26 protein-coding genes are annotated in these 22,143 nt (G+C 63.7%); 9 read left to right on the top strand and 17 right to left on the bottom strand.

Features of this window, described 5'->3' with window-relative positions; all coding sequences use genetic code 11:
- Window positions 1-17 precede the first annotated feature (17 nt).
- Window positions 18-728: a monofunctional biosynthetic peptidoglycan transglycosylase gene (gene mtgA, locus VJS90_RS17600; protein ID WP_324122922.1), complete on the bottom strand. Its 711-nt coding sequence runs from the start codon at window positions 726-728 to the stop codon at window positions 18-20.
- Window positions 729-792: 64 nt separating this feature from the next.
- On the opposite strand from mtgA, the gene VJS90_RS17595 reads away from it, so the two are divergent.
- The 4 genes from VJS90_RS17595 (at window position 793) to trmB (ending at window position 3,057) form a co-directional block, all read left to right on the top strand.
- Window positions 793-1,164 (top strand): DUF423 domain-containing protein, encoded by a 372-nt coding sequence (locus VJS90_RS17595; RefSeq protein WP_324122921.1) that lies wholly within the window; start codon window positions 793-795, stop codon window positions 1,162-1,164.
- Window positions 1,165-1,281: 117 nt separating this feature from the next.
- On the top strand, window positions 1,282-1,482 hold the full coding sequence (gene thiS / locus VJS90_RS17590; protein ID WP_324122920.1) for a sulfur carrier protein ThiS: 201 nt from the start codon (window positions 1,282-1,284) through the stop codon (window positions 1,480-1,482).
- A gap of 48 nt (window positions 1,483-1,530) precedes the next feature.
- Window positions 1,531-2,325, top strand: a complete 795-nt coding sequence (locus VJS90_RS17585) for a thiazole synthase (RefSeq protein WP_324122919.1) — start codon at window positions 1,531-1,533, stop codon at window positions 2,323-2,325.
- A 9-nt stretch (window positions 2,326-2,334) separates the two neighbouring features.
- Complete coding sequence (trmB, locus tag VJS90_RS17580; RefSeq protein ID WP_324122918.1) at window positions 2,335-3,057, top strand: tRNA (guanosine(46)-N7)-methyltransferase TrmB; 723 nt, start codon at window positions 2,335-2,337, stop codon at window positions 3,055-3,057.
- A gap of 48 nt (window positions 3,058-3,105) precedes the next feature.
- Here trmB and VJS90_RS17575 read toward each other — a convergent pair whose 3' ends face one another.
- The 9 genes from VJS90_RS17575 to VJS90_RS17535 all read right to left on the bottom strand — a co-directional run bounded on the left by VJS90_RS17575 (window position 3,106) and on the right by VJS90_RS17535 (window position 9,707).
- Complete coding sequence (locus VJS90_RS17575; RefSeq protein ID WP_324122917.1) at window positions 3,106-3,432, bottom strand: DUF3392 family protein; 327 nt, start codon at window positions 3,430-3,432, stop codon at window positions 3,106-3,108.
- A gap of 10 nt (window positions 3,433-3,442) precedes the next feature.
- The gene (gene hemW, locus VJS90_RS17570; RefSeq protein ID WP_324122916.1) at window positions 3,443-4,657 is read right to left on the bottom strand and encodes a radical SAM family heme chaperone HemW; all 1,215 of its coding nucleotides are present in this window, start codon (window positions 4,655-4,657) and stop codon (window positions 3,443-3,445) included.
- Window positions 4,654-5,250 (bottom strand): RdgB/HAM1 family non-canonical purine NTP pyrophosphatase, encoded by a 597-nt coding sequence (rdgB, locus tag VJS90_RS17565; RefSeq protein WP_324122915.1) that lies wholly within the window; start codon window positions 5,248-5,250, stop codon window positions 4,654-4,656. The genes hemW and rdgB overlap by 4 nt, the downstream gene beginning before the upstream one ends.
- Entirely contained in the window at window positions 5,247-5,681 is a 435-nt protein-coding gene (locus VJS90_RS17560; protein WP_324122914.1) for a DUF4426 domain-containing protein, read from the bottom strand. The genes rdgB and VJS90_RS17560 overlap by 4 nt, the downstream gene beginning before the upstream one ends.
- Before the next feature lie 24 nt (window positions 5,682-5,705).
- Window positions 5,706-6,326 carry a methionine biosynthesis protein MetW gene (gene metW / locus VJS90_RS17555; protein ID WP_324122913.1) on the bottom strand — a complete coding sequence of 207 codons (621 nt, stop codon included), beginning with the start codon at window positions 6,324-6,326 and terminating at the stop codon, window positions 5,706-5,708.
- Between the two features lie 7 nt (window positions 6,327-6,333).
- A complete protein-coding gene (metX, locus tag VJS90_RS17550; RefSeq protein WP_324122912.1) occupies window positions 6,334-7,473 on the bottom strand; it encodes a homoserine O-succinyltransferase MetX in 1,140 nt (379 codons plus the stop codon).
- Between the two features lie 90 nt (window positions 7,474-7,563).
- Complete coding sequence (locus VJS90_RS17545; protein ID WP_324122911.1) at window positions 7,564-8,154, bottom strand: YggT family protein; 591 nt, start codon at window positions 8,152-8,154, stop codon at window positions 7,564-7,566.
- A gap of 10 nt (window positions 8,155-8,164) precedes the next feature.
- Window positions 8,165-8,983 carry a pyrroline-5-carboxylate reductase gene (gene proC / locus VJS90_RS17540; protein ID WP_324122910.1) on the bottom strand — a complete coding sequence of 273 codons (819 nt, stop codon included), beginning with the start codon at window positions 8,981-8,983 and terminating at the stop codon, window positions 8,165-8,167.
- Window positions 8,984-9,020: 37 nt separating this feature from the next.
- Window positions 9,021-9,707 carry a YggS family pyridoxal phosphate-dependent enzyme gene (locus VJS90_RS17535; RefSeq protein WP_324122909.1) on the bottom strand — a complete coding sequence of 229 codons (687 nt, stop codon included), beginning with the start codon at window positions 9,705-9,707 and terminating at the stop codon, window positions 9,021-9,023.
- A 66-nt stretch (window positions 9,708-9,773) separates the two neighbouring features.
- Here VJS90_RS17535 and VJS90_RS17530 point away from each other — a divergent pair, with 66 nt between their 5' ends.
- Entirely contained in the window at window positions 9,774-10,796 is a 1,023-nt protein-coding gene (locus tag VJS90_RS17530; protein ID WP_324122908.1) for a type IV pilus twitching motility protein PilT, read from the top strand.
- On the opposite strand, the gene VJS90_RS17525 is transcribed toward VJS90_RS17530, so the two are convergent.
- Window positions 10,793-11,422: a C40 family peptidase gene (locus tag VJS90_RS17525; protein WP_324122907.1), complete on the bottom strand. Its 630-nt coding sequence runs from the start codon at window positions 11,420-11,422 to the stop codon at window positions 10,793-10,795. The two genes, VJS90_RS17530 and VJS90_RS17525, sit on opposite strands and share 4 nt — an antisense overlap.
- A 168-nt stretch (window positions 11,423-11,590) precedes the next feature.
- On the opposite strand from VJS90_RS17525, the gene VJS90_RS17520 reads away from it, so the two are divergent.
- Window positions 11,591-12,010, top strand: a complete 420-nt coding sequence (locus VJS90_RS17520) for a TM2 domain-containing protein (protein ID WP_324122906.1) — start codon at window positions 11,591-11,593, stop codon at window positions 12,008-12,010.
- Between the two features lie 50 nt (window positions 12,011-12,060).
- Here the strand turns inward: VJS90_RS17520 and VJS90_RS17515 are convergent, their stop codons facing one another.
- The 3 genes from VJS90_RS17515 to VJS90_RS17505 form a co-directional block, all read right to left on the bottom strand.
- Entirely contained in the window at window positions 12,061-12,756 is a 696-nt protein-coding gene (locus VJS90_RS17515; protein WP_324122905.1) for an SPOR domain-containing protein, read from the bottom strand.
- A 1-nt stretch (window position 12,757) separates the two neighbouring features.
- Window positions 12,758-14,494, bottom strand: a complete 1,737-nt coding sequence (gene argS, locus VJS90_RS17510; protein WP_324122904.1) for an arginine--tRNA ligase — start codon at window positions 14,492-14,494, stop codon at window positions 12,758-12,760.
- Between the two features lie 120 nt (window positions 14,495-14,614).
- A complete protein-coding gene (locus tag VJS90_RS17505) occupies window positions 14,615-16,834 on the bottom strand; it encodes a primosomal protein N' (protein WP_324122903.1) in 2,220 nt (739 codons plus the stop codon).
- Between the two features lie 168 nt (window positions 16,835-17,002).
- Between VJS90_RS17505 and rpmE the strand changes: the two genes are divergently transcribed.
- From rpmE to VJS90_RS17490, 3 genes are all read left to right on the top strand, one after another.
- Complete coding sequence (gene rpmE, locus VJS90_RS17500; protein ID WP_324122902.1) at window positions 17,003-17,218, top strand: 50S ribosomal protein L31; 216 nt, start codon at window positions 17,003-17,005, stop codon at window positions 17,216-17,218.
- Window positions 17,219-17,220: 2 nt separating this feature from the next.
- Entirely contained in the window at window positions 17,221-18,036 is an 816-nt protein-coding gene (locus VJS90_RS17495; protein ID WP_324122901.1) for a thermonuclease family protein, read from the top strand.
- 235 nt (window positions 18,037-18,271) lie between these two features.
- Window positions 18,272-19,540 carry a malic enzyme-like NAD(P)-binding protein gene (locus VJS90_RS17490; RefSeq protein ID WP_324122900.1) on the top strand — a complete coding sequence of 423 codons (1,269 nt, stop codon included), beginning with the start codon at window positions 18,272-18,274 and terminating at the stop codon, window positions 19,538-19,540.
- 122 nt (window positions 19,541-19,662) lie between these two features.
- Here the strand turns inward: VJS90_RS17490 and VJS90_RS17485 are convergent, their stop codons facing one another.
- From VJS90_RS17485 to VJS90_RS17475, 3 genes are all read right to left on the bottom strand, one after another.
- Window positions 19,663-20,445 (bottom strand): DUF6708 domain-containing protein, encoded by a 783-nt coding sequence (locus VJS90_RS17485; protein WP_324122899.1) that lies wholly within the window; start codon window positions 20,443-20,445, stop codon window positions 19,663-19,665.
- 37 nt (window positions 20,446-20,482) lie between these two features.
- The gene (locus tag VJS90_RS17480; protein WP_324122898.1) at window positions 20,483-20,647 is read right to left on the bottom strand and encodes a hypothetical protein; all 165 of its coding nucleotides are present in this window, start codon (window positions 20,645-20,647) and stop codon (window positions 20,483-20,485) included.
- A gap of 325 nt (window positions 20,648-20,972) precedes the next feature.
- Window positions 20,973-22,142 carry a DUF6708 domain-containing protein gene (locus VJS90_RS17475; RefSeq protein WP_324122897.1) on the bottom strand — a complete coding sequence of 390 codons (1,170 nt, stop codon included), beginning with the start codon at window positions 22,140-22,142 and terminating at the stop codon, window positions 20,973-20,975.
- Between the last annotated feature and the right edge of the window lies 1 nt (window position 22,143).

The following is a 22,143-nucleotide window of genomic DNA, read 5'->3' as shown; positions in this document are numbered from 1 at the left end:
AGCGGCTTTTTCATTTCTCAGGGGCCGCGCGCATGCTCCAGCTGCACCAGGTAGCCCGTCCCGCCCAGCTGGTTCATCTGCTGACGAATCCAGCTGGCGCGCCGCGCCACGTAGGGGCTGGGCCGGCTGGCGCTCCAGTTCAGCGGGCTGGGCAGCACCGCCGCCAGCTGGCTGGCCTGCTGGCGGCTCAGGCGGCTGGCATCGATGCCAAAGTGATGCTGCGCCGCCGCCTGCGCGCCGAACACCCCTTCACCCCATTCGGCGCTGTTGAGGTAGACCTCGAGAATCCGCTGCTTCGACCAGAACAGCTCGATCAGCCCGGTGAACCAGGCCTCCAGGCCCTTACGCAGCCAGCTGCGCCCCGACCAGAGGAACTGGTTCTTGGCCACCTGCTGGCTGAGGGTGCTGGCGCCGCGCAATGCCCCGCCGCGCTCGTTGTGGGCGAAAGCGGCCTGGATGGCCGGAATGTCGAAGCCCCAGTGCGTGGCGAACTTCTGGTCCTCGCCGGCGATGACCGCCACCTTGAGGTCATCGGAGATCTTGTCCCACGGCTCCCAGTCGCGCTGCAGGTCGATGGGCTGGCCGTCGAACCAGGAGTCGATCTTGCGCTCGACCATCAACGCGGTGCCGGGTGGCGGCACCCAGCGCAGCACCAGGACCAGAACGATGCTGCCCGCGGCGAACCAGGCGAAAGCACGGACGAGGCGGCGGATCAGGGATAACAGCATGGCAATCGCTTGGCCGGACTGATGGAACGGGCCATTATACAGACCCCTTCCAAGGAGTCGTCCCATGCTTCGCAGCTTCTTGATGCTCGCCGCGTTTTTCGGTTTCACCGGTGTCGCTCTCGGCGCCTTCGCCGCTCATGGTCTCAAAGGCCGCCTGAGCGCCGACTACCTGGCGATCTTCCAGACCGGCGTGACCTACCAGCTGGTGCACGCCCTGGCGCTGTTCGGCGTGGCATTGCTGGCCGCGCACCTGCCAGGCCGCCTGGTCGGCTGGGCCGGTGGTCTGTTCGTGCTGGGCATCGTGCTGTTCTCCGGTAGCCTCTACCTGTTGACCCTGACTGGCATCGGCAAGCTGGGCATCATCACGCCGATCGGTGGCCTGTGTTTTCTTGCGGGCTGGCTGTGCCTCGGGCTTGCGGCCTGGCGCCTGGGCTGACCGCGCAGTTCGCCGGTCCTGGTGCGGATGCCGGGACGAATGGTGGTGGCCGCCCTTGGGTTCGAGCCGTGATCGGGGCTAGAATGCGGGCCCCATAGAACAACGGTGGCCGTGTGCATGCGCATTCAACTGAACGGTGAACCCTACGAAGTGCCCCAGGGCGAGAGCGTCGCCGCGTTGCTGGGCCGGCTGGAGCTGGTCGGGCGCCGTGTGGCGGTAGAGCTCAACCTGGATATCGTGCCGCGCAGCCAGCACGACAGCACCCTGTTGAACGAAGGCGACCAGGTCGAAGTAGTTCACGCCATCGGCGGCGGCTAGACCCTGCCGAACGACCTGCAACCCCTTCACCCTTCCAGAGGATTACCGATGAGCAACGTTCGTAGCGACAAGCCCTTTACCCTGGCCGGACGCACTTTCCAGTCGCGCCTGCTGGTCGGCACCGGCAAATACCGTGACATGGACGAAACCCGCCAGGCCATCGAAGCCTCGGGCGCCGAAATCGTCACCGTCGCCGTGCGCCGCACCAACATTGGCCAGAACCCGGGCGAGCCGAACCTGCTCGACGTGCTGCCGCCAGACCGTTACACCATTCTGCCGAACACCGCTGGCTGCTTCGATGCGGTCGAGGCCGTGCGCACCTGCCGCCTGGCCCGTGAACTGCTCGATGGCCATAACCTGGTCAAGCTCGAGGTACTGGCCGACCAGAAGACCCTGTTCCCCAACGTGATCGAGACCCTCAAGGCGGCCGAAGTGCTGGTCAAGGACGGTTTCGACGTGATGGTCTACACCAGCGACGACCCGATCATCGCCCGCCAGCTGGCCGAAGCCGGCTGCATCGCGATCATGCCGCTGGCCGGCCTGATCGGTACTGGCCTGGGCATCTGCAATCCGTACAACCTGCAGATCATCCTTGAGGAATCCAAGGTGCCGGTGCTGGTCGATGCCGGCGTGGGTACCGCCTCCGACGCCACCATCGCCATGGAAATGGGCTGCGAGGCCGTGCTGATGAACTCGGCCATTGCCCACGCCCAGCAACCGGTGATGATGGCCGAGGCCATGAAGCACGCCATCGTCGCAGGCCGCCTGGCCTACCTAGCCGGGCGCATGCCGAAGAAACTCTATGCCAGCGCCTCTTCGCCGCTGGATGGTCTGATCAAGTAAGAGCCCCTGATGACTGAATCGCAAGAAACGCCGATCACCCCCGACGGCGAAGCGCGCCCGCAGCGCCGCATCAAGAGTTTCGTGATGCGCGCCGGGCGCATGACCGAAGGCCAGCAACGCGGCCTGGACCAGGGCGGCCCCCTGTACATCCTGCCCCTGGCCGACAGCCCGGTGGACTACGACCAGGTGTTTGGCCGCGCCGCGCCGCGCACCCTGGAAATCGGCTTCGGCATGGGCCATTCCCTGCTGGAAATGGCCGCTGCCGCGCCCGAGCAGGACTTCATCGGTGTCGAAGTGCACCGTCCCGGTGTCGGTGCGCTGCTCAACGGCGTGCTGACCCAGGGCCTGAAAAACCTGCGGGTGTACGACTGCGACGCCATTGAAGTGCTCAACCGCTGCGTGGCGGACAACAGCCTCGACCGGCTGATGCTGTTTTTCCCCGATCCATGGCACAAGAGCCGTCACCACAAGCGCCGCATCGTCCAGCCGGGCTTTGCCGAGCTGGTGCGCAGCAAGCTCAAGGTAGGTGGCGTGTTCCACATGGCGACCGACTGGGAGCAGTATGCCGAGCACATGCTCGAAGTGATGAACGCAGCGCCCGGGTACCGCAACCAGTCAGCGGACGGTACCTATGTGCCGCGCCCTGAAGAGCGCCCGAACACCAAGTTCGAACGCCGCGGCGAACGGCTTGGGCATGGCGTGTGGGACTTGAAATTCGAGAAAGTCGACTGATCGACCGCAGGGTGCCGCCGTCCATTCACGACGGCGGCGCGCCTGGGTTCAACCCCGCCGATCAGCTACCACGCCGATCAACACCAGCACCACCAGCAGCACCGGACCCAGCGCGTAGTTGTTGAACTGGCTCAGCCCCTTCACCACCCACGGCGTCGCATGGATCAGCGCCGCGCCGCTGCCGATCGTCACCAGCAAGGCCATCGCCGGCACCCGCAGGGCACCTGTCAACCCGCCCATGCGCTGCTCGGCCCAGCCCTTGATGTCGCTGCCAAACAGCACCAGCACACAGCCCACCAGCGCCAGCGAAATCTCCGACAAGTTACCGCGGCTCCAGCGGGAGGCGGTCGCGAGCAGATCAAAAACCATGTCCATGGGTCATCCTTCAGGTCAGGAAATACTGCAACAAGTCATTGAGGAACAGCTGGCCGCGCGGCGTGGCCACCAGTCGATCCGCTTCGACCTGCAAAAGGCCCCTTTGTTCGGCCTCGCGGCGCGCGGCGGTGAGCTGCTCCAGGGGCAGACCGGTGCGCAGGGTGAACAGCTCGGCGTCCACGCCTTGGGTCAGGCGCAGGGCGTTCATCAGGAACTCGAACGGCAGCTCGTCCACGGGTAGCAGCTTCTCGCCGGCCTTGAACGGCTTGGCCGGGTTGAGATAGTCCTTGGGCAGGCGGGTCTTCCAGGTGCGCAGGATGCGCCCGTCCGGGTGGCTGAGCTTGCCATGGGCCCCGGCGCCGATGCCGATGAAGTCGCCAAAGCTCCAGTAGTTCAGGTTGTGCCGTGCGGCGCGGCCTGGCTGGGCGTAGGCCGATACCTCGTACTGGACGAATCCATGCTCGGCCATGAGCGTCTGCCCGGCTTCCTGGATATCCCAGAGAATGTCGTCTTCGGGCAGCTCCGGGGGCTGGCTCCAGAACACCGTGTTCGGTTCCAGGGTCAGCTGGTACCACGACAGGTGCGTCGGCCCCAGGTCGATGGCCTGGCGCAGGTCGCCCAGCGCATCGTCCAGTGACTGGTCCGGCAGGCCGTGCATCAGGTCGAGGTTGAAGTTGTCGAAGCCGGCAGCGCGCGCCATGCCCGCGGCGCGGACGGCCTCATCGCCATTGTGGATGCGCCCCAAGGCTTCCAGCTTGGCCTGCTGGAAACTCTGCACGCCGATAGACAGGCGATTGATGCCCAGCTGGCGGTAAGCCTTGAATTTTTCCTGCTCGAACGTGCCGGGATTGGCCTCCAGCGTGATCTCGATATCGGGGGCGAACGGGATGCGCTGCTCGACACCGGCCAGCAGCCGGCCCAGCGCGCGGGCGCTGAACAGGCTGGGCGTGCCGCCGCCAAAGAAGATCGAGCTGATTGGCCGGCCATGGACCGCGGGCAGCTCTTGATCGAGGTCGGCCAGCAGCGCATCAACGTAGGCTTCTTCCGGCAGCTCGGGCGTCGCTGCGTGGGAATTGAAGTCGCAGTACGGACACTTTCGCACGCACCAGGGAATATGGATGTACAGCGACAGCGGCGGCAGCTGTGGCAGCGCCACGCGCGGGGCTTGCGTGCTGAAGCCAGCCGCGCCGGGGTGCAGCGGCTGGATGAGAGGGTGTTCGGTCATGCCAGGCCCAGACGCTGGCGCAGCAGCGCCATGGCACGAGCGCGATGGCTGAGCTGGTTTTTCTCGGCCGGGCTCAGCTCGGCGCTGGAGCACTCGCGCTCAGGTACCCAAAACAACGGATCGTAGCCAAAACCGTGCTCGCCGCTGGCCTGATGGAGGATGCGCCCGTGCCAGAGGCCTTCGCAGAGAATCGGCAGCGGGTCATCGGCATGCCGCACCAGGGCCAGCACGCAGACGAACTGCGCGCCGCGCTGGTCTTCGGGCACGTCCTTCAGGGCGTCCAGCAGCTTGGCGTTATTGGCTGCGTCGCCCTGGCCATCGGCGTAGCGGGCCGAGTAGATGCCTGGCGCGCCGCCGAGAAAGTCCACTGCCAGCCCCGAGTCATCGGCCAGCGCCGGCAGCCCGGAGATGCGCGCGGCGTTGCGCGCCTTGAGGATGGCGTTCTCGACAAACGACAGGCCGGTTTCCTCGGGCTCCACGGCGCTGAATTCGCCAATCGAACGCAGCTGCACGGACGCGCCCAGCATGGCCTGGAGTTCTTTGAGCTTGCCAGCGTTGTGGCTGGCCAGTACGAGTTGCTGAAGGTTCATCATTGGCCTGGGAAGACTTCCTGGTTGAAGCTGAATTGATGGCCGAGCCCGCCGGTTTCGACGTTCAGGTCGAAGGTCAGGACCTGCGGTTGCTCGATCTTGAACTGGGCGATGTAGTACACGGCGCCGTGGTCGGTAATCTGCCGGAACGACAGTGGGCTGCTGCGCCCGGTGAGCTCTTTCACCGTGCCGCTGACCACCGCCATGCCCGGCTTGCCGTCCTTGACCACGGCAATGTTCAGCACGCCCTGGTTCTTGCTGCGCAGCAGACCGGTGGCGGTGGCCACCTCGGGTTGCAGCATGCTGGAGGTAAAGGCGCTGTAGTGCACCGTGACGTCGCCAAAGACTTCCTTGCGGTCGGGCCGGGCGGCATCGGCCGCCAGCGCTGGCAGGGCCAGGCACAGGCTGAACAGAAACAGGGCTAGGCGACGCATGATCCGGTTCCTCAGTCAGGCGCGTCAGACCGCGACCTGATGCTCCTGCAAGCCAGGGCTGCTGACGCGATAGATGCCGATTTCTCCCAGAAGATTAGGCCAAAGCCGGCCGACCCACCCACTGCGGTGCAGACGGTCGACGGCCAGGCGATCCATGACCTGGGCGTGACGCTCGCTGCACAGGGCCTCGAAGTCCTCGAAGGTGCAGAAGTGAATGTTCGGCGTGTTGTACCAGGTATACGGCATGAAGTCCGACACCGGCATGCGGCCTTTCGTCGCCAGGTACCAGCGGCAGCGCCAGTGGCCGAAGTTGGGGAAGGTGATGATGCACTGGCGGCCCACGCGCAGCATCTCGTCGAGAATGCGGTCGGGATATTCCACGGCTTGCAGGGCCTGGGTCATGACCACCACGTCGAAGCTGTTGCTGGCGAAATTGCCGAGCCCTTTGTCCAGGTCCTGCTCGATCACGTTGACGCCCTTGGCGACGCAGGCGGCGATGTTCTCGGCGTCGATCTCAAGGCCATAGCCGGTGACCTGCTTGCGGTCGCGCAACGAGGCCAGCAGTTCACCGTTGCCGCAGCCAAGGTCGAGGACCCGGCTGCCGGCGGGGATCCATTGTTGGATGATTTCCAGGTCGGCTCTCATGCTGCCCTCACAGTGCAATGCGGTTCATGTAGTTCGAGAAACCCTGCATGTAGCGCTGGGTCGGGATCAGGAAGGCATCGTGGCCATACGGCGAGTCGATCTCCAGGTAGCAGACGTTCTTGCGCGCGGCCATCAAGGCATCGACCATCTCCCGCGAGCGGGCAGGCGAGAAACGCCAGTCGGTGGTGAACGACATGATGCAGTACTGGGCCGTGACCCCGGCCAGGGTCGCGGCCAGGTCGCCGTTGTTGCTGGCGGCCGGGTCGAAGTAGTCCAGGGCCTTGGTCATCAGCAGGTAGGTGTTGGCATCGAAACGCCCGGAAAACTCCTCGCCCTGGTAGCGCAGGTAGCTTTCGACCTGGAACTCGACACTGTGGAAGTCGTAGTTGAGCTTGTCGCTCTTGAGCTCGCGGCCGAATTTTTCGCCCATCGAGTCATCGGACAGGTAGGTGATGTGGCCCACCATGCGCGCCAGCATCAGGCCGCGCTTGGGGATCACGCCCTGGTCCTGGAACGACCCGCCGTGGAACTCCGGGTCGGTGAGGATGGCCTGCCGGGCAACCTCGTTGAAGGCGATGTTCTGGGCCGACAGCTTTGGCGCCGAGGCGATGTCGACGCAGTGGCGCACGCGCTCGGGATAGGTGATGGTCCATTGCAAGGCCTGCATGCCGCCCAGGCTGCCGCCGACCACGGCGGCCCATTGCGCGATGCCCAGGCGGTCGGCGAGGCGCGCCTGGCTGTGCACCCAGTCTTCGACCGTCAGTATCGGGAAGTCGGCGCCGTAGACCTTGCCCGTGGCCGGGTTAGGGCTGCTGGGCCCGGTGCTGCCGTTGCAGCCGCCGAGGTTGTTCAGGCTGACAACGAAGAAGCGGTTGGTGTCGATCGGCTTGCCCGGGCCAATGCAGCTGTCCCACCACCCCGGTTTGCGATCGGTAACGCTGTGGTAGCCCGCCGCATGATGGTGACCCGACAGCGCATGACAGATCAGCACGGCATTGCTGGCCGTGCTGTTGAGGGTGCCATAGGTTTCGTAGATCAGCTCATAGGAAGCCAGCGAACGGCCGCAGGCCAGAGCCAGAGGCTCGTCGAACTGCGCCAGTTGCGGTGTTACCAGACCGACAGAATCTTCGGGAAAGACAGTGGACATCGACCCTGCTCACGCGTGAATGAGGCGTAAGTCTAAAGACCGCTACCCCCAGCGGCAAGCAACAGCTGGCCGCCGGTGGCAAAGGCAGGATCAGATCATGCGCCACAGTTCTTGCGGCATGCCGGCGTAGGCGGCCAGCGGGGGCATGACGAACGACTGGATGACCTGGATCGCCAGGAAAGCGAAGATCGGCGAGATGTCCATGCCGCCCAGGTTGGGGACCAGCTTGCGGAAGGGCGCCAGCACCGGCTCGCTGATCTGGTAGGCGAGCTCGGCGGCCGGATTATGGCTGTTGGGCGCGACCCAGGAGACGATCACCATGACGATCATCGCCACCCAGAAGATCTTCAGGAACAGCGAGGTGATGCCGATGATCGCCCACATCAGCAGGGGCAGCACATTGCCGAAGGTGCCGTAGGTGACCATCAGCACAAAGGCCATCAACAGCGCCTGGAGAATGATCGCCAGCAGCAGGGACGACGTATCGAGGCCGGCAATGCTGGGCACGATGCGGCGGATCGGCTTGAGCAACGGCTGGGTCGCGCGCACGGCGAACTGGCTCAGCGGGTTGTAGAAGTCGGCCTTGACCAGTTGCAGCACGAAGCGCAGCAGGACGATTACCAGGTAGAGGCTGACCAGGGTTTGCACCACGAAGATCATGGCGCCAGACAGTGCATTCATCTACAGCTCCTTATTTGCCCAGTTGTTCGGCCAGCTCGGCGGAGCGCTGCGCGGCAGCGCCCAGTGCCTGCTCGACCAGGTGTTCGAATCCGTTGGCCTGGAACGACTTGATCGCCGCTTCCGTGGTGCCGGCCGGCGAGGTCACGCGGCGGCGCAGCTCGGCCGCGTCGACGTCGCTGGCAACGGCCATGTTCGCAGCGCCCAGGGCCGTCTGCAGGGTCAACTGCGAGGCGATCTCGCGAGGGAGCCCAAGCTTTTCGCCCGCGGCGGTCATGGCCTCGATCATCAGGAAGAAATACGCCGGGCCGCTTCCGGAAACCGCGGTGACCGCGTCCAGTTGCTGCTCTTGCTCAAGCCATAGGGCCAGGCCGACAGCCGTGAGCAGTTGCTCGGCCTGCTCGCGCTGGGCTTCGCTGACCTCGGCGGTGGCGTACAGGCCACTGACGCCCTTGCGCAGCAGCGCCGGGGTGTTGGGCATGCAGCGCACGATCGGCTGCGCGCCGAGCCAGGCGTTCATGCTGGCGCAGGTGATACCCGCGGCGATCGAGACGATCAACTGGTGAGGGGCGAGGTTCGGCTGCAGGGCGAGGCACACCGCCTTCATCACCTGCGGCTTGACCGCCAGGACGATGACATCGGCACCGTCGATGGCCTGGGCGTTGTCTTCGAACACTTCGATGCCGTGTTCGGCGTGGAGCTTGGCACGGGTCTCGGCGCCCGGATCGCTGGCGCGGATCTGCGCGGCATCCAGGCCCTGGGCCCGCAGCCCGCCGATCAGGCTGGCGGCCATGTTGCCGGCGCCGATAAAGGCAATACGCGTCTTGCTCATGTCAGGTCCTTGAGGGAAAGAGTGAGTAAAGCATGGTTCAGGCCGGGCCGTAGTCACGCGCACCGAACAGGGCGGTGCCAATGCGCACCCAGGTCGCGCCTTGGGCAATGGCGGCCTCCAGGTCGTGGCTCATGCCCATGGAAAGCGTGTCCAGGCCAAGGCCGAGGCGCTCCTGCAGCTCGCGAAGGATGGCGAACGCGGCTTCCTGGGTGGCGCGGTCATCGGTGGGCTCCGGGATGGCCATCAGGCCCCGCAAGCGCAGGCCGGGCAGGGCCGCAACACTGCGTGCCAGTGCCGGCAGGTCGTCAGGCGCGCAGCCCGACTTGCTCGCTTCGCCGCTGACATTGACCTGCAGGCAGATGTTGAGCGGCGCAAGGCCCGCCGGGCGCTGCTCGGAGAGGCGTTGAGCGATCTTCAGGCGGTCCACGGAATGCACCCAGTCGAAATGTTCGGCGATCGCTCGCGTCTTGTTCGACTGGATGGGGCCGATGAAGTGCCAGATCAAGGCCAGGTCGGACAATTCTTCCTGCTTGGCCAGGGCTTCCTGCAGGTAGTTCTCGCCTACATCGCGCACGCCGGCAGCATAGGCCTCGCGCACCGCGGACGCCGGTTTGGTCTTGCTCACGGCCAGCAGCCGCACCGTGGACGGGTCGCGTCCGGCGGCTGACGCCGCAGCGTCGATGCGGGCGGCAAGGGCAAGAATGTTGTCTGCTATGGTGGACATTGATCGGCGCCAAGGGCTTCTGGAGTCTGCGGCATTCTACCTGCTTGGCAGCCTTTGGGGAGTCTCATGGATGTGACCGAACTCTTGGCCCATGCGGTGGCGGCGGGGGCTTCCGACCTGCACCTGGCCGCAGGCGAAGTACCCACGCTGCGCGTGGATGGCGAGCTGCGGCGGCTTGACCTGCCCCCACTCGTGGCCATCGACCTGCGCGAGGGGCTGGGACGATTGCTCGAACCGGCCGGGCAATCCTGCCCCAGCCAGGCCCTGGAGCTCGACGTGGCCCTGGCGCTACCCGGCCTTGGGCGTTTTCGCCTGAACCTCTACGAACAGCTCAATGGCCCGGCAGCCTGCCTGCGGGTGATCCCCGCGCGGATACCCTCGCTGAGCGAGTTGGGACTCGAAGAAGTGTTTCGACTCATTGCACGGTGCGCCAGCGGCCTGGTGCTGGTCGGCGGCCCCACCGGCAGCGGCAAGAGCACCAGCCTGGCGGCGCTGGTCGATCAGCTGAACCGTGAGCGCGCGTTGCACATCATCACGCTCGAAGATCCCATTGAAATGATCCACCGCGGGCAGCGCAGCCTGATCAACCAGCGCGAGATCGGCCGCCACTGCCACGACTTTGCCCAAGGCCTGCGCAGTGCCCTGCGCCAGGACCCTGACGTGATCATGCTCGGCGAGCTGCGCGACCTCGACACCATCCGGCTGGCCCTGCGTGCCGCGCAAACCGGTCACCTGGTACTGGCGACGGTGCACACACGCTCGGCGGTGGGCAGCATCGATCGCCTGGTCGACGTCTTTGCCGCTGAAGAAAAAGCCTTGGTGCGCGCCATGCTGGCCGAGTCGCTGTGCATGGTGGTCGCGCAGCAACTGGTGAAGCGTGTCGGAGGAGGCCGCTTAGCGGCAAGGGAAGTGCTGGTGGCCACGCCCGCCGTGCGCAATCTGATCCGCGAAGGGCGTCTGGCGCAGCTGCACTCAGCGATGCAAGGCGGGGCGGCTGCAGGGATGCAGACTCTGGAGGCAGGCTTGCAAAGCCTGCTGGCTCAGGGGTTGATCGCCCCCGAGCATGTCCCGGCTCTGAGGACGGGTTAGCGATTGGCCAGGCGCAGGGAGCCTGGTTGCTCCTTGGGCAGCACGCGCTTGGCGACCACGTAGTGCTTCTTCCAGTACGGTTTGTTCAGCGTGTCGATGCTGACCCGCTTGCCGCGCCGTGGGGCGTGGATGAAGCGATCGTTGCCCAGGTAGATGGCCACGTGGTTGACCCGGCGGCTCTTGATGTTGAAGAAGATCAGGTCACCGGGCTTGAGGTCCTTGCGTGCAACCTTGACGCCGTGGCCTTGGGCCATGGCATTGGAGGTGCGCGGCAGGTCGACGTCCTGGACGTCGTTGAAGGCGTACTTGACCAGGCCGCTGCAGTCGAAGCCCTTGGCCGGGGTGCTGCCACCCCAGCGGTAGGGCGTGCCGAGCATGTTGACGGCGCGGCTGAGCACAGCGCTGCTTTGCTTGGCGGAGGCAGAGGCGACCTGTGGGTTCGCCGTCTTGGCCGCGTTTGCCGGACGAGCGCGTTGGCTGATCGGTTGCGCAGGTGCGCGCTTGACCGGCGCGTTGACGCTGTAGCCGGTGAAGCCGTTGGGAAGACGTTGCTCACGGTTGGTGGCGTGGGCGGCCAGGGGCAATAATAGGCAGAGTGTCAGCCAGGTCTTGAACAAAGGTGGCATAGGCAAAGCTCTTGATTGTTGTGTTGGTCTGTTGGCGCGCAACTTTATAACAGCTTTTTGATCAAAAAATGATCCGTTGGTCGATTGGACGGGAGTCATCTGTCGACTTGAGTGTGAGAAGTCACATTTTTCGTTAGAAAATTTCGAGCTAACCCGCGAGGGGCATTGATGAATACGTACCAACCCGCGACACCGCAGCACGATACCCACAGCAAGGTCATCGGTTACCTGCTGTGGATTTTCGGCTTCACCGGCTCGCATCGTTTCTACTACGGCAAGCCTGTTACCGGGACCATCTGGTTCTTCACCCTTGGCTTGCTGGGGATTGGCTGGCTGATCGATCTTTTCCTGATCCCGGCCATGGACCGCGAAGCCGACAAACGGTTCCAGCCAGGTCGGCTGGATTACAACGTGGCCTGGTTGCTGCTGACCTTCACCGGGATTTTTGGCCTGCACCGCTTCTATCAGGCGAAGTGGATCTCCGGCGTGATCTACCTGTTCACCGGCGGGCTGTTCCTGGTCGGCGTGCTGTATGACTTCCTGACCCTGAACACGCAGATTTCCGAGCGCAACTACGAGCGGCGCTGAATGCAAAAAGGCCCTGCCACCTCTCGGTGACAGGGCCTTTTTCGCGAGGCTTACTGGCGAATCTGCCGCTGCTGCAGCAACAGGTTGCTGAAGCCGCTGCCGGCCAGTTGCTTCTGTGCCACGGTCAGCTGTTCGCGGTTGCTGAACGGGCCGACCAGCACGCGGTACCAGGTTTCATCCTTCACTGTTCCCGACTCCACCTTGACCGCCTGGCCGAGCAGGATGATCTGCGCGCGGACCTTGTCGGCATCGGCCTGCTTGCGGAACGAGCCGGCCTGCAGGAAGAACTGGGTGGTCGCGGCCGGCTTGATCACCGGGGGCGCGGGCGGCGGTGTCTCGCCCGAGAGGGCTGCCTGGGCGCGCGCCGTGTCGATTTTCGCGGCCTCTGCCGGGGTGACCGGGGTCACCGGTTGCGCAGGCACGGGCGGGGTTTTTTCCGGTACCGCTTCTGGCGGAACGATGACCTCGGACTCCGGCAGCAGCGTGTAGAAGTCGTACTTGGGCTTCACCGGCTGCTGTGGGCTGGGCGCGGTCTTGTTGGCCTCGGCGATCTTCTCGGCCTTTTGCTGCTCGGGCCGGCTGCGCTGGATATCGGCGCCCCCGGGCTCAAGCTTCATCAGAAAGACAATGAACGCGCCCACGCTCAGACCGACGGCCAGCCACACCCATCCTGGAATCGGCGCCTTGGCGGGCGCCTGGTGCCTGCTGGCGCCGCGCTTGGGAGCGGGTTTCTTCTTGGCGGCCAACTTACATGCGCTCCAGGGTTTCCAGGCCCAGCAGCTCCAGGCCTTGCTTGAGGGTGCGACCGGTCAGGGCGGCCAGGCGCAGGCGGCTCTGCTGTTGCTCAGGCGTTTCGGCGGCCAGGATCGGGCAGTTCTCATAGAAGCTCGAGAACAGGCCGGCAACGTCGTACAGGTAAGTGCACAACACGTGCGGAGTGCCTTTGTCGGCAACGTTGTTCAGCACTTCGCCGAACTGCGCCAGGCGCGCCGCCAGGTCCTGCTCGTGGGCAGCCTGGAGGACGATCTGGCCGTCGACCTGGTCAAAGCCCTTGCCCAGCTTGCGGAACACGCCGGCCACGCGGGTGTAGGCGTACAGCAGATAAGGCGCGGTGTTGCCCTCGAAGTTGAGCATCAGCTCGAAGTTGAAGCTGTAGTCACTGGTGCGGTGCTTGGACAGGTCGGCGTATTTCACGGCGCCGATGCCGACCACTTCAGCAATGGCACGCAGCTCGTCTTCGGCCAGCGCAGGGTTTTTCTCCTTCACCAGCGCGTAGGCACGTTCCTTGGCCTCGGTCAGCAGGTCGACCAGCTTGACGGTGCCGCCATCACGGGTCTTGAAGGGACGGCCGTCGGCGCCGTTCATGGTGCCGAAGCCCATGTGCTCCATCTGCATCGGGTGGCCGACGAAACCGGCGCGGCGGGCCACTTCGAACACCTGGTTGAAGTGCAGGGCCTGGCGCTGGTCGACGAAGTACAGGGCGCGATCGGCCTTGAGCACATTGCTGCGGTAGCGTACGGCGGCCAGGTCGGTGGTGGCGTACAGGTAGCCGCCGTCGGCCTTCTGCACGATGACCGGCAGCGGCTCGCCATCGGCGGTCTTGAATTCTTCGAGGAACACGCACTGGGCGCCCTGGCTCTCGACCAGCAGGCCCTTGGCCTTCAGGTCGGCGACCACATTGGCGAGGTCGGCGTTGTACGCGCTTTCGCCCATGACATCGGCCATGGTCAGCTTGACGTTGAGCAGCTCGTAGGTCTTCTGGCAGTGCGACAGGGAAATGTCCTTGAAGCGCGTCCACAAGGCCAGGCACTCCGCGTCGCCGGCCTGCAGCTTGACCACCAGGCCACGGGCACGGGTGGCGAACTCCTCGGACTCATCGAAGCGCTTTTTCGCGGCGCGGTAGAAGTTCTCGAGGTCCGACAGCTCGTCGCTGCTGATCGGGTTTTCTTCGAGGTAGGCCATCAGCATGCCGAACTGGGTGCCCCAGTCGCCCACGTGGTTCTGGCGGATGACCGTGTCACCCAGGAACTCCAGCACCCGCGCGACGCTGTCGCCAATGATGGTCGAACGCAGGTGACCTACGTGCATTTCCTTGGCGAGGTTTGGCGCGGACAGGTCGACCACCACTTTTTGCGCCGCGCCGGCCTTGCGTACGCCCAGGGTGGCATCGGTCAGGACCGCATCGAGGCGGGTGGCCAGGGCCTGGGTGTTCTGGAAGAAGTTGAGGAAGCCCGGGCCCGCGATCTCGACCTTGGTGATGTCGTCGCTGGCCGGCAGGGCATTGATCAGCTTCTCGGCCAGGTCGCGCGGCTTCATGCCGGCCGGCTTGGCCAGCATCATCGCGATATTGCTGGCGAAGTCGCCGTGGGTCTTGTCCCGGGCGTTTTCCACCTGGATCGCCGGCGTCAGCCCTTCAGGCAGCACACCGTCGGTGACGAGTTGGGTGAGGGCTTGCTGGATCAGCTGGCGAATGGTGTCTTTCATAAGCTTCTCTTTCGACCGCAAGCGCGGCGGCGCTTCGATGCGCAGGTGGAAAAACTGGGCATTATCCGTTGCCGGGGGCGGGTTGCCAACCTTTGAAGGGCGGGCGGCGGTCCCGCACGGTCAGTAAAGATCCACCGGATCCACATCCACCGACCAGCGGACCTGCCGTCCAGAGGGCAACTGCTCCAACAGCAGCAACCAGGCGCTGATCAGCCGATGCAGCGGAGCCCGGGCATTGGCTTGCAGCAACAGCTGCGCGCGAAACTTGCCGGCGCGCCGCTCCATCGGTGCAGGGACCGGCCCCAGCAACTCGATCCCGGTGAGCCCATGCTCGACCAGCAGTCGCTCGGCGGCGGCGCAGGCCTCATCCAGGAAGCTTTCGGCCTGGCCGGGCTTGTGCGCCTCGGCGCGCAGCAGGGCGAGGTGGGCGAAGGGCGGCAGGCCGGCGGCACGGCGCTCGCTCAGGGCTTGCTCGGCAAAGGCGAAATAGCCCTGCTCCGTCAGCTGGACCAGCAACGGATGGTCGGCGAGATGGGTCTGCACGATCACCTTGCCAGGTTCTTCGGCGCGCCCGGCCCGGCCGGCCACCTGGACGATCAACTGGGCCATGCGTTCGGCGGCGCGAAAATCTCCGGAGAACAGACCGCCATCGGCATCCAGCACCGCCACGAGCGTTACCCGCGGAAAATGGTGACCCTTGGCCAGCATCTGGGTGCCGACCAGGATGCACGGCTGGCCGCGCTGGATGGTGGTGAACAGGTTGTGCATCGCGTCCTTGCGCGAGGTGCTGTCACGATCGACGCGCAGCACCGGGAAGTCTGGAAAAAGAATCTGCAGGCGCTCTTCGGCGCGCTCGGTCCCGGCGCCGACAGGCCGCAGGTCGACATGATTGCATTGCGGGCACTGGCGCGGCAGGCGCTCGTCATAACCGCAATGGTGGCAGCGCAGCACGCCGGAGCGCTGGTGCACGGTCATGCGCGCGTCGCAGCGCGGGCATTCGGAAAGCCAGCCGCAATCGTGGCACAGCAAGGTCGGTGCGAAGCCACGGCGGTTGAGGAACACCAGCACCTGCTGTCCGGCCGCCAGGGTCTGGCCGATGGCCTGCTGCAAGGGGCCGCTGATGCCGCTGTCCAGCGGGCGGCTCTTCACGTCCAGGCGCAGGAAGCGTGGCTGGCGCGCGCCGCCGGCGCGCTGGTTCATGCGCAGCAGGCCGTAGCGGCCGGTGTGGGCATTGTGCAGGCTTTCCAGCGACGGTGTGGCCGAACCCAGCAGGATCGGAATGTTTTCCTGATGAGCCCGTACCAGTGCCAGGTCGCGGGCGTGGTAGCGCAGGCCTTCCTGCTGTTTATAGGAGCCGTCGTGCTCTTCGTCGATGATGATCAGCCCAGGGTTTTTCATCGGTGTGAACAGCGCCGAGCGGGTGCCGATGATGATGTCGGCCTCGCCATCGCGCGCGGCCAGCCAGGCGTCCAGGCGCTCGCGGTCGTTGACCGCCGAGTGCAGCAGGGCGATGCGGGCGTTGAAACGTTGCTCGAAGCGCGCCAGGGTCTGTGGGCCGAGGTTGATCTCCGGGATAAGGATCAGGGCCTGCTTGCCGGCTTCCAGCGTTTCGCGGATCAGCTGCAGGTAGACCTCGGTCTTGCCGCTGCCCGTGACCCCTGCCAGCAGAAAGGCGTGAAAGCTGCCAAAGCTTGAGCGCACGGCGCTGAACGCCGCCTGCTGCTCTTCGTTCAGGCGCAGCTCCGGCTGGGCCAGCCAGCGCTCGTGGCGGGCCTGGGGGAGGTGGCGACGCACCTCGACCTGCACCAGGTCCTTGGCGAGCAGCAGGTCGAGGCTGTCCTTGCTCAGCCCCAGCTTGGTCAGCACGGCATGGGCGACGCCGTGGGGGTGCTGGGCAAGCGTCTGCAGGGCCTCGCGCTGACGCGGGGCGCGTGCGATACGGGGGTCGTCCATGCGCGCGCCGGGGGCGATCTGCCAGAACCGCTCCTGCCGGGCCTCGGCCGGCTCGCCTTGGCGCAACAGCGTAGGCAAGGCCCAGCTGAAGGTATCGCCCAGGCTGTGCTGATAATACTGGGCGGTCCACAGGCACAGCTTGAACAAGGCAGGTGGCACTGGTGAGACCGGGTCGAGCAGGGCCACCGCAGGCTTGAGCTTGTCGGCCGGCACCTCGCTCTCGGTGCAGACCTCCACCAGCACGCCGATCATCTCGCGGCGGCCGAACGGCACGCGGATGCGCATGCCCGGGGTCAGGGCCTGGCGCGCCATGCTTGCCGTGGCCCGATAGTCGAACAGGCGACGCAGGGGCGAGGGCAGGGCTAGTCGCAGGATGACGTCGGACACGCGGAAGGCTCTCTGGAAGGGTTGTCGGAAACCCGGCGAGCCTAGCAGACGACGGTCGGTGCAAGCGACAACTTGCGCTGACGCCACGCTCTGGTATTATTCGCCGCCTGATTACGTGCGGTATTCAACAATGGTGTTGGGTGGCGGCACGCAGCTGAGGAAGCGACCATGAAAGACAATATTCACCCGAATTACGAAGTAGTTGCAGTCACCTGCAGCTGCGGCAGCAAGTTCGAAACCCGTTCGACCCTGGCCAAGCCGCTGGCGATCGACGTGTGCTCGCAGTGCCACCCGTTCTACACCGGTAAGCAGAAAGTGCTGGACACCGGCGGCCGCGTACAGAAGTTCGCCGACCGCTTCGGCATGTTCGGTGCCAAGAAGTAAGAATGCGCATGGCGAATCCTTCGGGCTTCGCCTTGTTGCTGAAAAAGGCGCCCCTTGTGGGCGCCTTTTTTGTGGGCGCGATCTGGCACCTGCCGGCCCAGGCCTTTTGCCCACTGCCAGAGCGTGCGCAGCAGGTCGCCGTGCGCCAGGTCATCGATGGCGACACGGTGCGCCTGACGGATGGCCGCAGTATCCGGCTGATCGGTATCAACGCCCCGGAGATCGGTCGCAAGGGGCGCGTCAGCGAGCCCTATGCCGAGGCCGCCCGGCGACGATTGCAGGCCTTGGTCAAGGCCAGCGATGGAAAAGTCGGCCTTGTGCGTGGGGTTGAAGCCAAGGACAAGTATGGGCGCACCCTGGCACATCTCTATGGGCGCAATGGTGACAATCTTGAAGCGGTCCTGCTCAGCGAAGGGCTGGGCTACCGCGTGGCCGTGGCGCCGAACGTGCGCCTGGCCAGCTGCCAGCATGGCGCGGAGCAGGTCGCGCGCAAGGCGCGGGCAGGGCTCTGGGCGCGATCGCCGGTGCAGCGGCCAGGTGACATACGGCAGTCGGGTTTCGCCGTGGTCGCGGGCAAGGTGCGAAAGATCGAGCGTAACCGGGGCGGGGTCTGGCTCGAGCTCGACACTGCGCTGGTGCTCCAGGTCCCAGCGCGTCTACGGCGGGCTTTCCCGCCTGCGTACTTCGATGGGCTGAAAGGGCGTCAGGTGGAGGCGCGTGGCTGGGTGCTCGACCGGTCCCGCAAAGGAGGCCTCAAGCCCGGACAGCGCCGCTGGCTGCTCCCACTTACCGACCCCAGCATGCTTCAGCGCTACTAGACTTAGGGTTCTGATTTCTTCTGCGCCGCGCCGCGCGTTCCTGTGATGGCTGCGCAAAAGATGTAGACATTATGTAATTTAATTGTACACAATGGTTTCGTTACGCCGCATGGGTCATAGCGTAAAGTCGTAGGTCCAAGGCCTTGACACTAGTGACCGGGCAGTCTTGTCGCTCCCCGGCACTTTGCGTATCCTCGGCGGTCCGTCAGAACAGCTAAATAGCGGAATGCCCACCATGTCAGACTTGAAAACCGCCGCTCTCGAATACCACGCCCAGCCCCGCCCGGGGAAACTGAGCGTCGAGCTCACCAAACCGACCTCCACCGCCCGTGACCTGTCGCTGGCCTACAGCCCAGGCGTCGCCGAGCCCGTGCGCGAAATTGGTCGTGACCCTGAGCTGGCCTACAAATACACCGGCAAAGGCAACCTGGTCGCGGTAATCTCCGATGGCACCGCCATCCTCGGCCTGGGTAACCTCGGCCCACTGGCCTCCAAGCCTGTCATGGAAGGCAAGGGCGTTCTGTTCAAGCGTTTCGCCGGTATCGACGTCTTCGACATCGAAGTCGAGTCCGAAAGCCCGCAAGCCTTCATCGACACCGTGCGCCGCATCTCCATCACCTTCGGTGGCATCAACCTCGAAGACATCAAGGCACCTGAGTGCTTCGAGATCGAGCGTACCCTGATCGAGCAGTGCGACATCCCGGTGTTCCACGATGACCAGCACGGCACCGCGATCGTCACCGCCGCCGGCATGATCAACGCCCTGGAAATCGCAGGCAAAACCCTCGAAGAAGCGAAGATCGTCTGCCTGGGTGCTGGCGCTGCCGCCATCTCCTGCATGAAGCTGCTGGTCAGCATGGGCGCCAAGGTCGAGAACATCTTCATGATCGACCGCAGCGGCGTGATCCACGCTGGCCGCGATGACCTGAACCAGTACAAGGCCGTGTTCGCCCACGCCACCGACAAGCGCACCCTGGCTGACGCCCTCGACGGCGCGGACGTGTTCGTCGGCCTGTCCGGCCCGAACCTGCTGAGCGCCGAAGGCCTCAAGTCGATGGCACCGAACCCGATCGTCTTCGCCTGCTCCAACCCGGACCCGGAAATCTCCCCGGAACTGGCCCACGCCACCCGCAGCGACGTGATCATGGCCACCGGCCGTTCGGACTACCCGAACCAGGTCAACAACGTGCTGGGCTTCCCCTTCATCTTCCGCGGCGCCCTGGACGTACGTGCCAAGCGCATCAACGAAGAAATGAAGATCGCCGCCGCCAACGCCCTGAAAGACCTGGCCAAGCTGCCGGTGCCGAAGGAAGTTTGCGACGCCTACGGCGTTGATTCGCTGGAATTCGGCCGTGAGTACATCATTCCGAAGCCAATGGACGCTCGCCTGATCACCCTGGTATCCGATGCCGTGGCCAAGGCCGCGATCGAGACCGGCGTGGCCACCCTGCCGTACCCGAAGAACTACCCGCTCAAGAGCGTGGATGACGTGTTCAACGGCTGAGCTGTTGTGACGTGAATGAAAAAGCCCCGGCTTGTGAGAGCTGGGGCTTTTTTGTAGGTGCGAGGGTGAGCAGTAGTCGTCATACAGCGAACCTACAGTGCTTGGGAGTGAGTCATACAGCTCTATTCTGGTGCCGTCCGCGATTCGATATCTATCTCTTTCGGCCATTGCACTTTGGGTGCTAGTCGTAGCGCAAGGTTGTACCAGGGAACGTCATTGTGGTCGTAAGGAGGGCCTGGTACCGGTAGCGCGTCTGGACCTTGTTGCATATAGGTACAGATGTACGCCCAAGCGAACTCGTCCGCACCCATGGCAGATAGTGGAAAGCGGTCGATAACTTCGTTCGTCCCCGGCTTGACGATCGAGAGCTCTACACCCCAAATGATGGTTATGCCTCCTTGGCCATTAATTCCACGCAACCTCCACTTTTCAGCACGGACTTGGGACCATTCATAAACCGCCACCACTACCTGACGACGTTCGAACGGGTTCCACCAGCGATATTTAAAGTTATAAGCATAAATTCGCATGCGCGCCCGATTGACTCGAATAGGTAGGTCGCGTGGCGGAGAAATTTCGAGCCTTAAGAAATAACAGGTTGCCCATACTGCAAGCAATATGCTGGGAATAACTAATAACAAGGTGTCATCAAGTTTTGAGTGTTCCCAGCCTGAGATCGTATAGTATGTCGCCATAATCGGCGGATAAATTATAATGGGCAGGAAAAACAGCATAAAACCTCGTGCTTTCGATGACTGTCTTCTGATCTCGAGAAACACCCCATCCTGATGATTCGGATTGTCTAGCCCTAAGCTTGGCGTATCGGTAGGTTGGTCTGCTGGGCTTGGAAGATCGGCAATCCAACCAGGGCAAGGCTTGTCGAGGATAGGCGTCTTGGTCTTCACTTATTACTCATCCTGTCCATTTTGTCTTCAATTACGATCAGCGAGGCGCGACATGATAAATTGCTTCGGGCTTCTCGCTTCCCGCAGCATTCGCCAGCGCCTCGTAACTCTTGCGCAAACAGTCCTGCTGGAACCACAAGCTGCCCAGGCTCAGCAGCAGGTCGAACTTGCCCGGTCCAAGGCCGCTCAAGGGCTTGCGCATTCCCTGCAGGGCTTCCTTGGCCCGCGCGGGCATGGGCCGGGCTGATGCAGAGGTTGTGGATCCTGTGGGCCGCGCCGCCCTGCAAGGTGGCGGCACCGATGCTGACCGCGCGCACTGCGTCGGCAACACCAGCACTCGTGCTCACGTGCATTTTTTCCAGTCAGGCCTGCGACGCCTCGGCGCTTTCAAGTGAGCAGATGGCGACGTGAACCAGCTTGCCGTGATTGCTTGGCAGCGCGATGGCGATCGCGTCGCTGAGCACCATCGCGGTGGCGACGTCAGCTTACGAACCAGCACAGGCGCGTTCTACAGATGAAGGGTCTAGTTATTGGGAGTGCTCGTTGCCTTGCTGTGAGCTTGAGCCAGCTTTTTCGCGAATTTTGCTCGCACGCACTTGTTTACCCTTGGCAGCATCAGGTTCCGGCGACCCAGGGGTTTTCTTTCTTGCCTTGCGTCTTCGCAAGGGTTTCAAGGGCGCAGGAGGTGGCGGCCAGTCCGCCGCGGTCGAAAGGGGGGGCGTGGGTTCCCCGGGTTTACCCGCCTCGCGAATGATCCGTGGCCAGCGCGGCTCCCAGCACAGCAGCATCGACAGCCAGTGGATCGTGGCATGGATGAGCATCACGGGTGCCAGGAGCAAGGTCCAGAGCAATACTTGTCGTTTCGGACCCGCGCGCCATATCGGGCGCATATAGCTCCATGGAGCCTCGAGCGACTGCCAAGGCCATGGAATCTTACTCACAAACTTTTTGGGCCTGGGTACCGACTCTGGGCCGTCTTCCATGTAGCGACGGATAAATTCCCATAGGTTTGTGATCTCGCTGGTAGTATTAGCCACCCTTCCAACGAACATCATATGAAAGAAGGGTAGGCCTGTTTTATCGTTTTCCCAGGTTAAAAGTAGTTGAAGGCCCATGCCTCGCCACTCGGGCTTGCCCTCCAAGGGCTCGGGTGAAGTATGGTCCCATGCCAATGTTGTGATTCCACCAGCGTATCGTGGCCGATGAAGGTAAACCTGGCGAGTAGTACGATTGAAGCGGATGAGCAAGCGGCGCTGAACAAAATTTTCCAGGCGAATGAATTTCCATAAGAATCTATAGACCACCCAGCACATTCCACAAACAAAGGCTGAGAGGGCAGCTGTAGCAATGTAGTCATCTCGCGTGGCGGGAATTTCCATCCAGTAATGAATTCCGTTGAACCATATGGTATTTGCCAGGATGCTGGTGGATCCGAGAAGCCAGATGCCGAATAAAATTGGGAGAAAAAAGCAGGTAATCAAGCCGCGCCTGTTTTGGAGCGCGCCGGCATAGACTTCGATGTAGTTTTCATTCATCGAGTAGAGTGAGTGATTTGCACATGGTTGGTCGCTCACGCAATCACCAATACCAGGAAGATTGTCTTGCGCAGATGGCAGGCTGTCCCTATCCAGCCCCATTTCTTGCCGTCCTTTCGCGTCATTCTGCGCCGCCCAGATGCTGCGTTCCAATAAGTACATT

Source organism: Pseudomonas sp., assembly GCF_035277045.1.
In the GTDB taxonomy this organism is placed as follows: domain Bacteria; phylum Pseudomonadota; class Gammaproteobacteria; order Pseudomonadales; family Pseudomonadaceae; genus Aquipseudomonas.
Note: the sequence above shows the minus strand (reverse complement) of the source record. Positions and strands in the feature narration are given on the sequence as shown.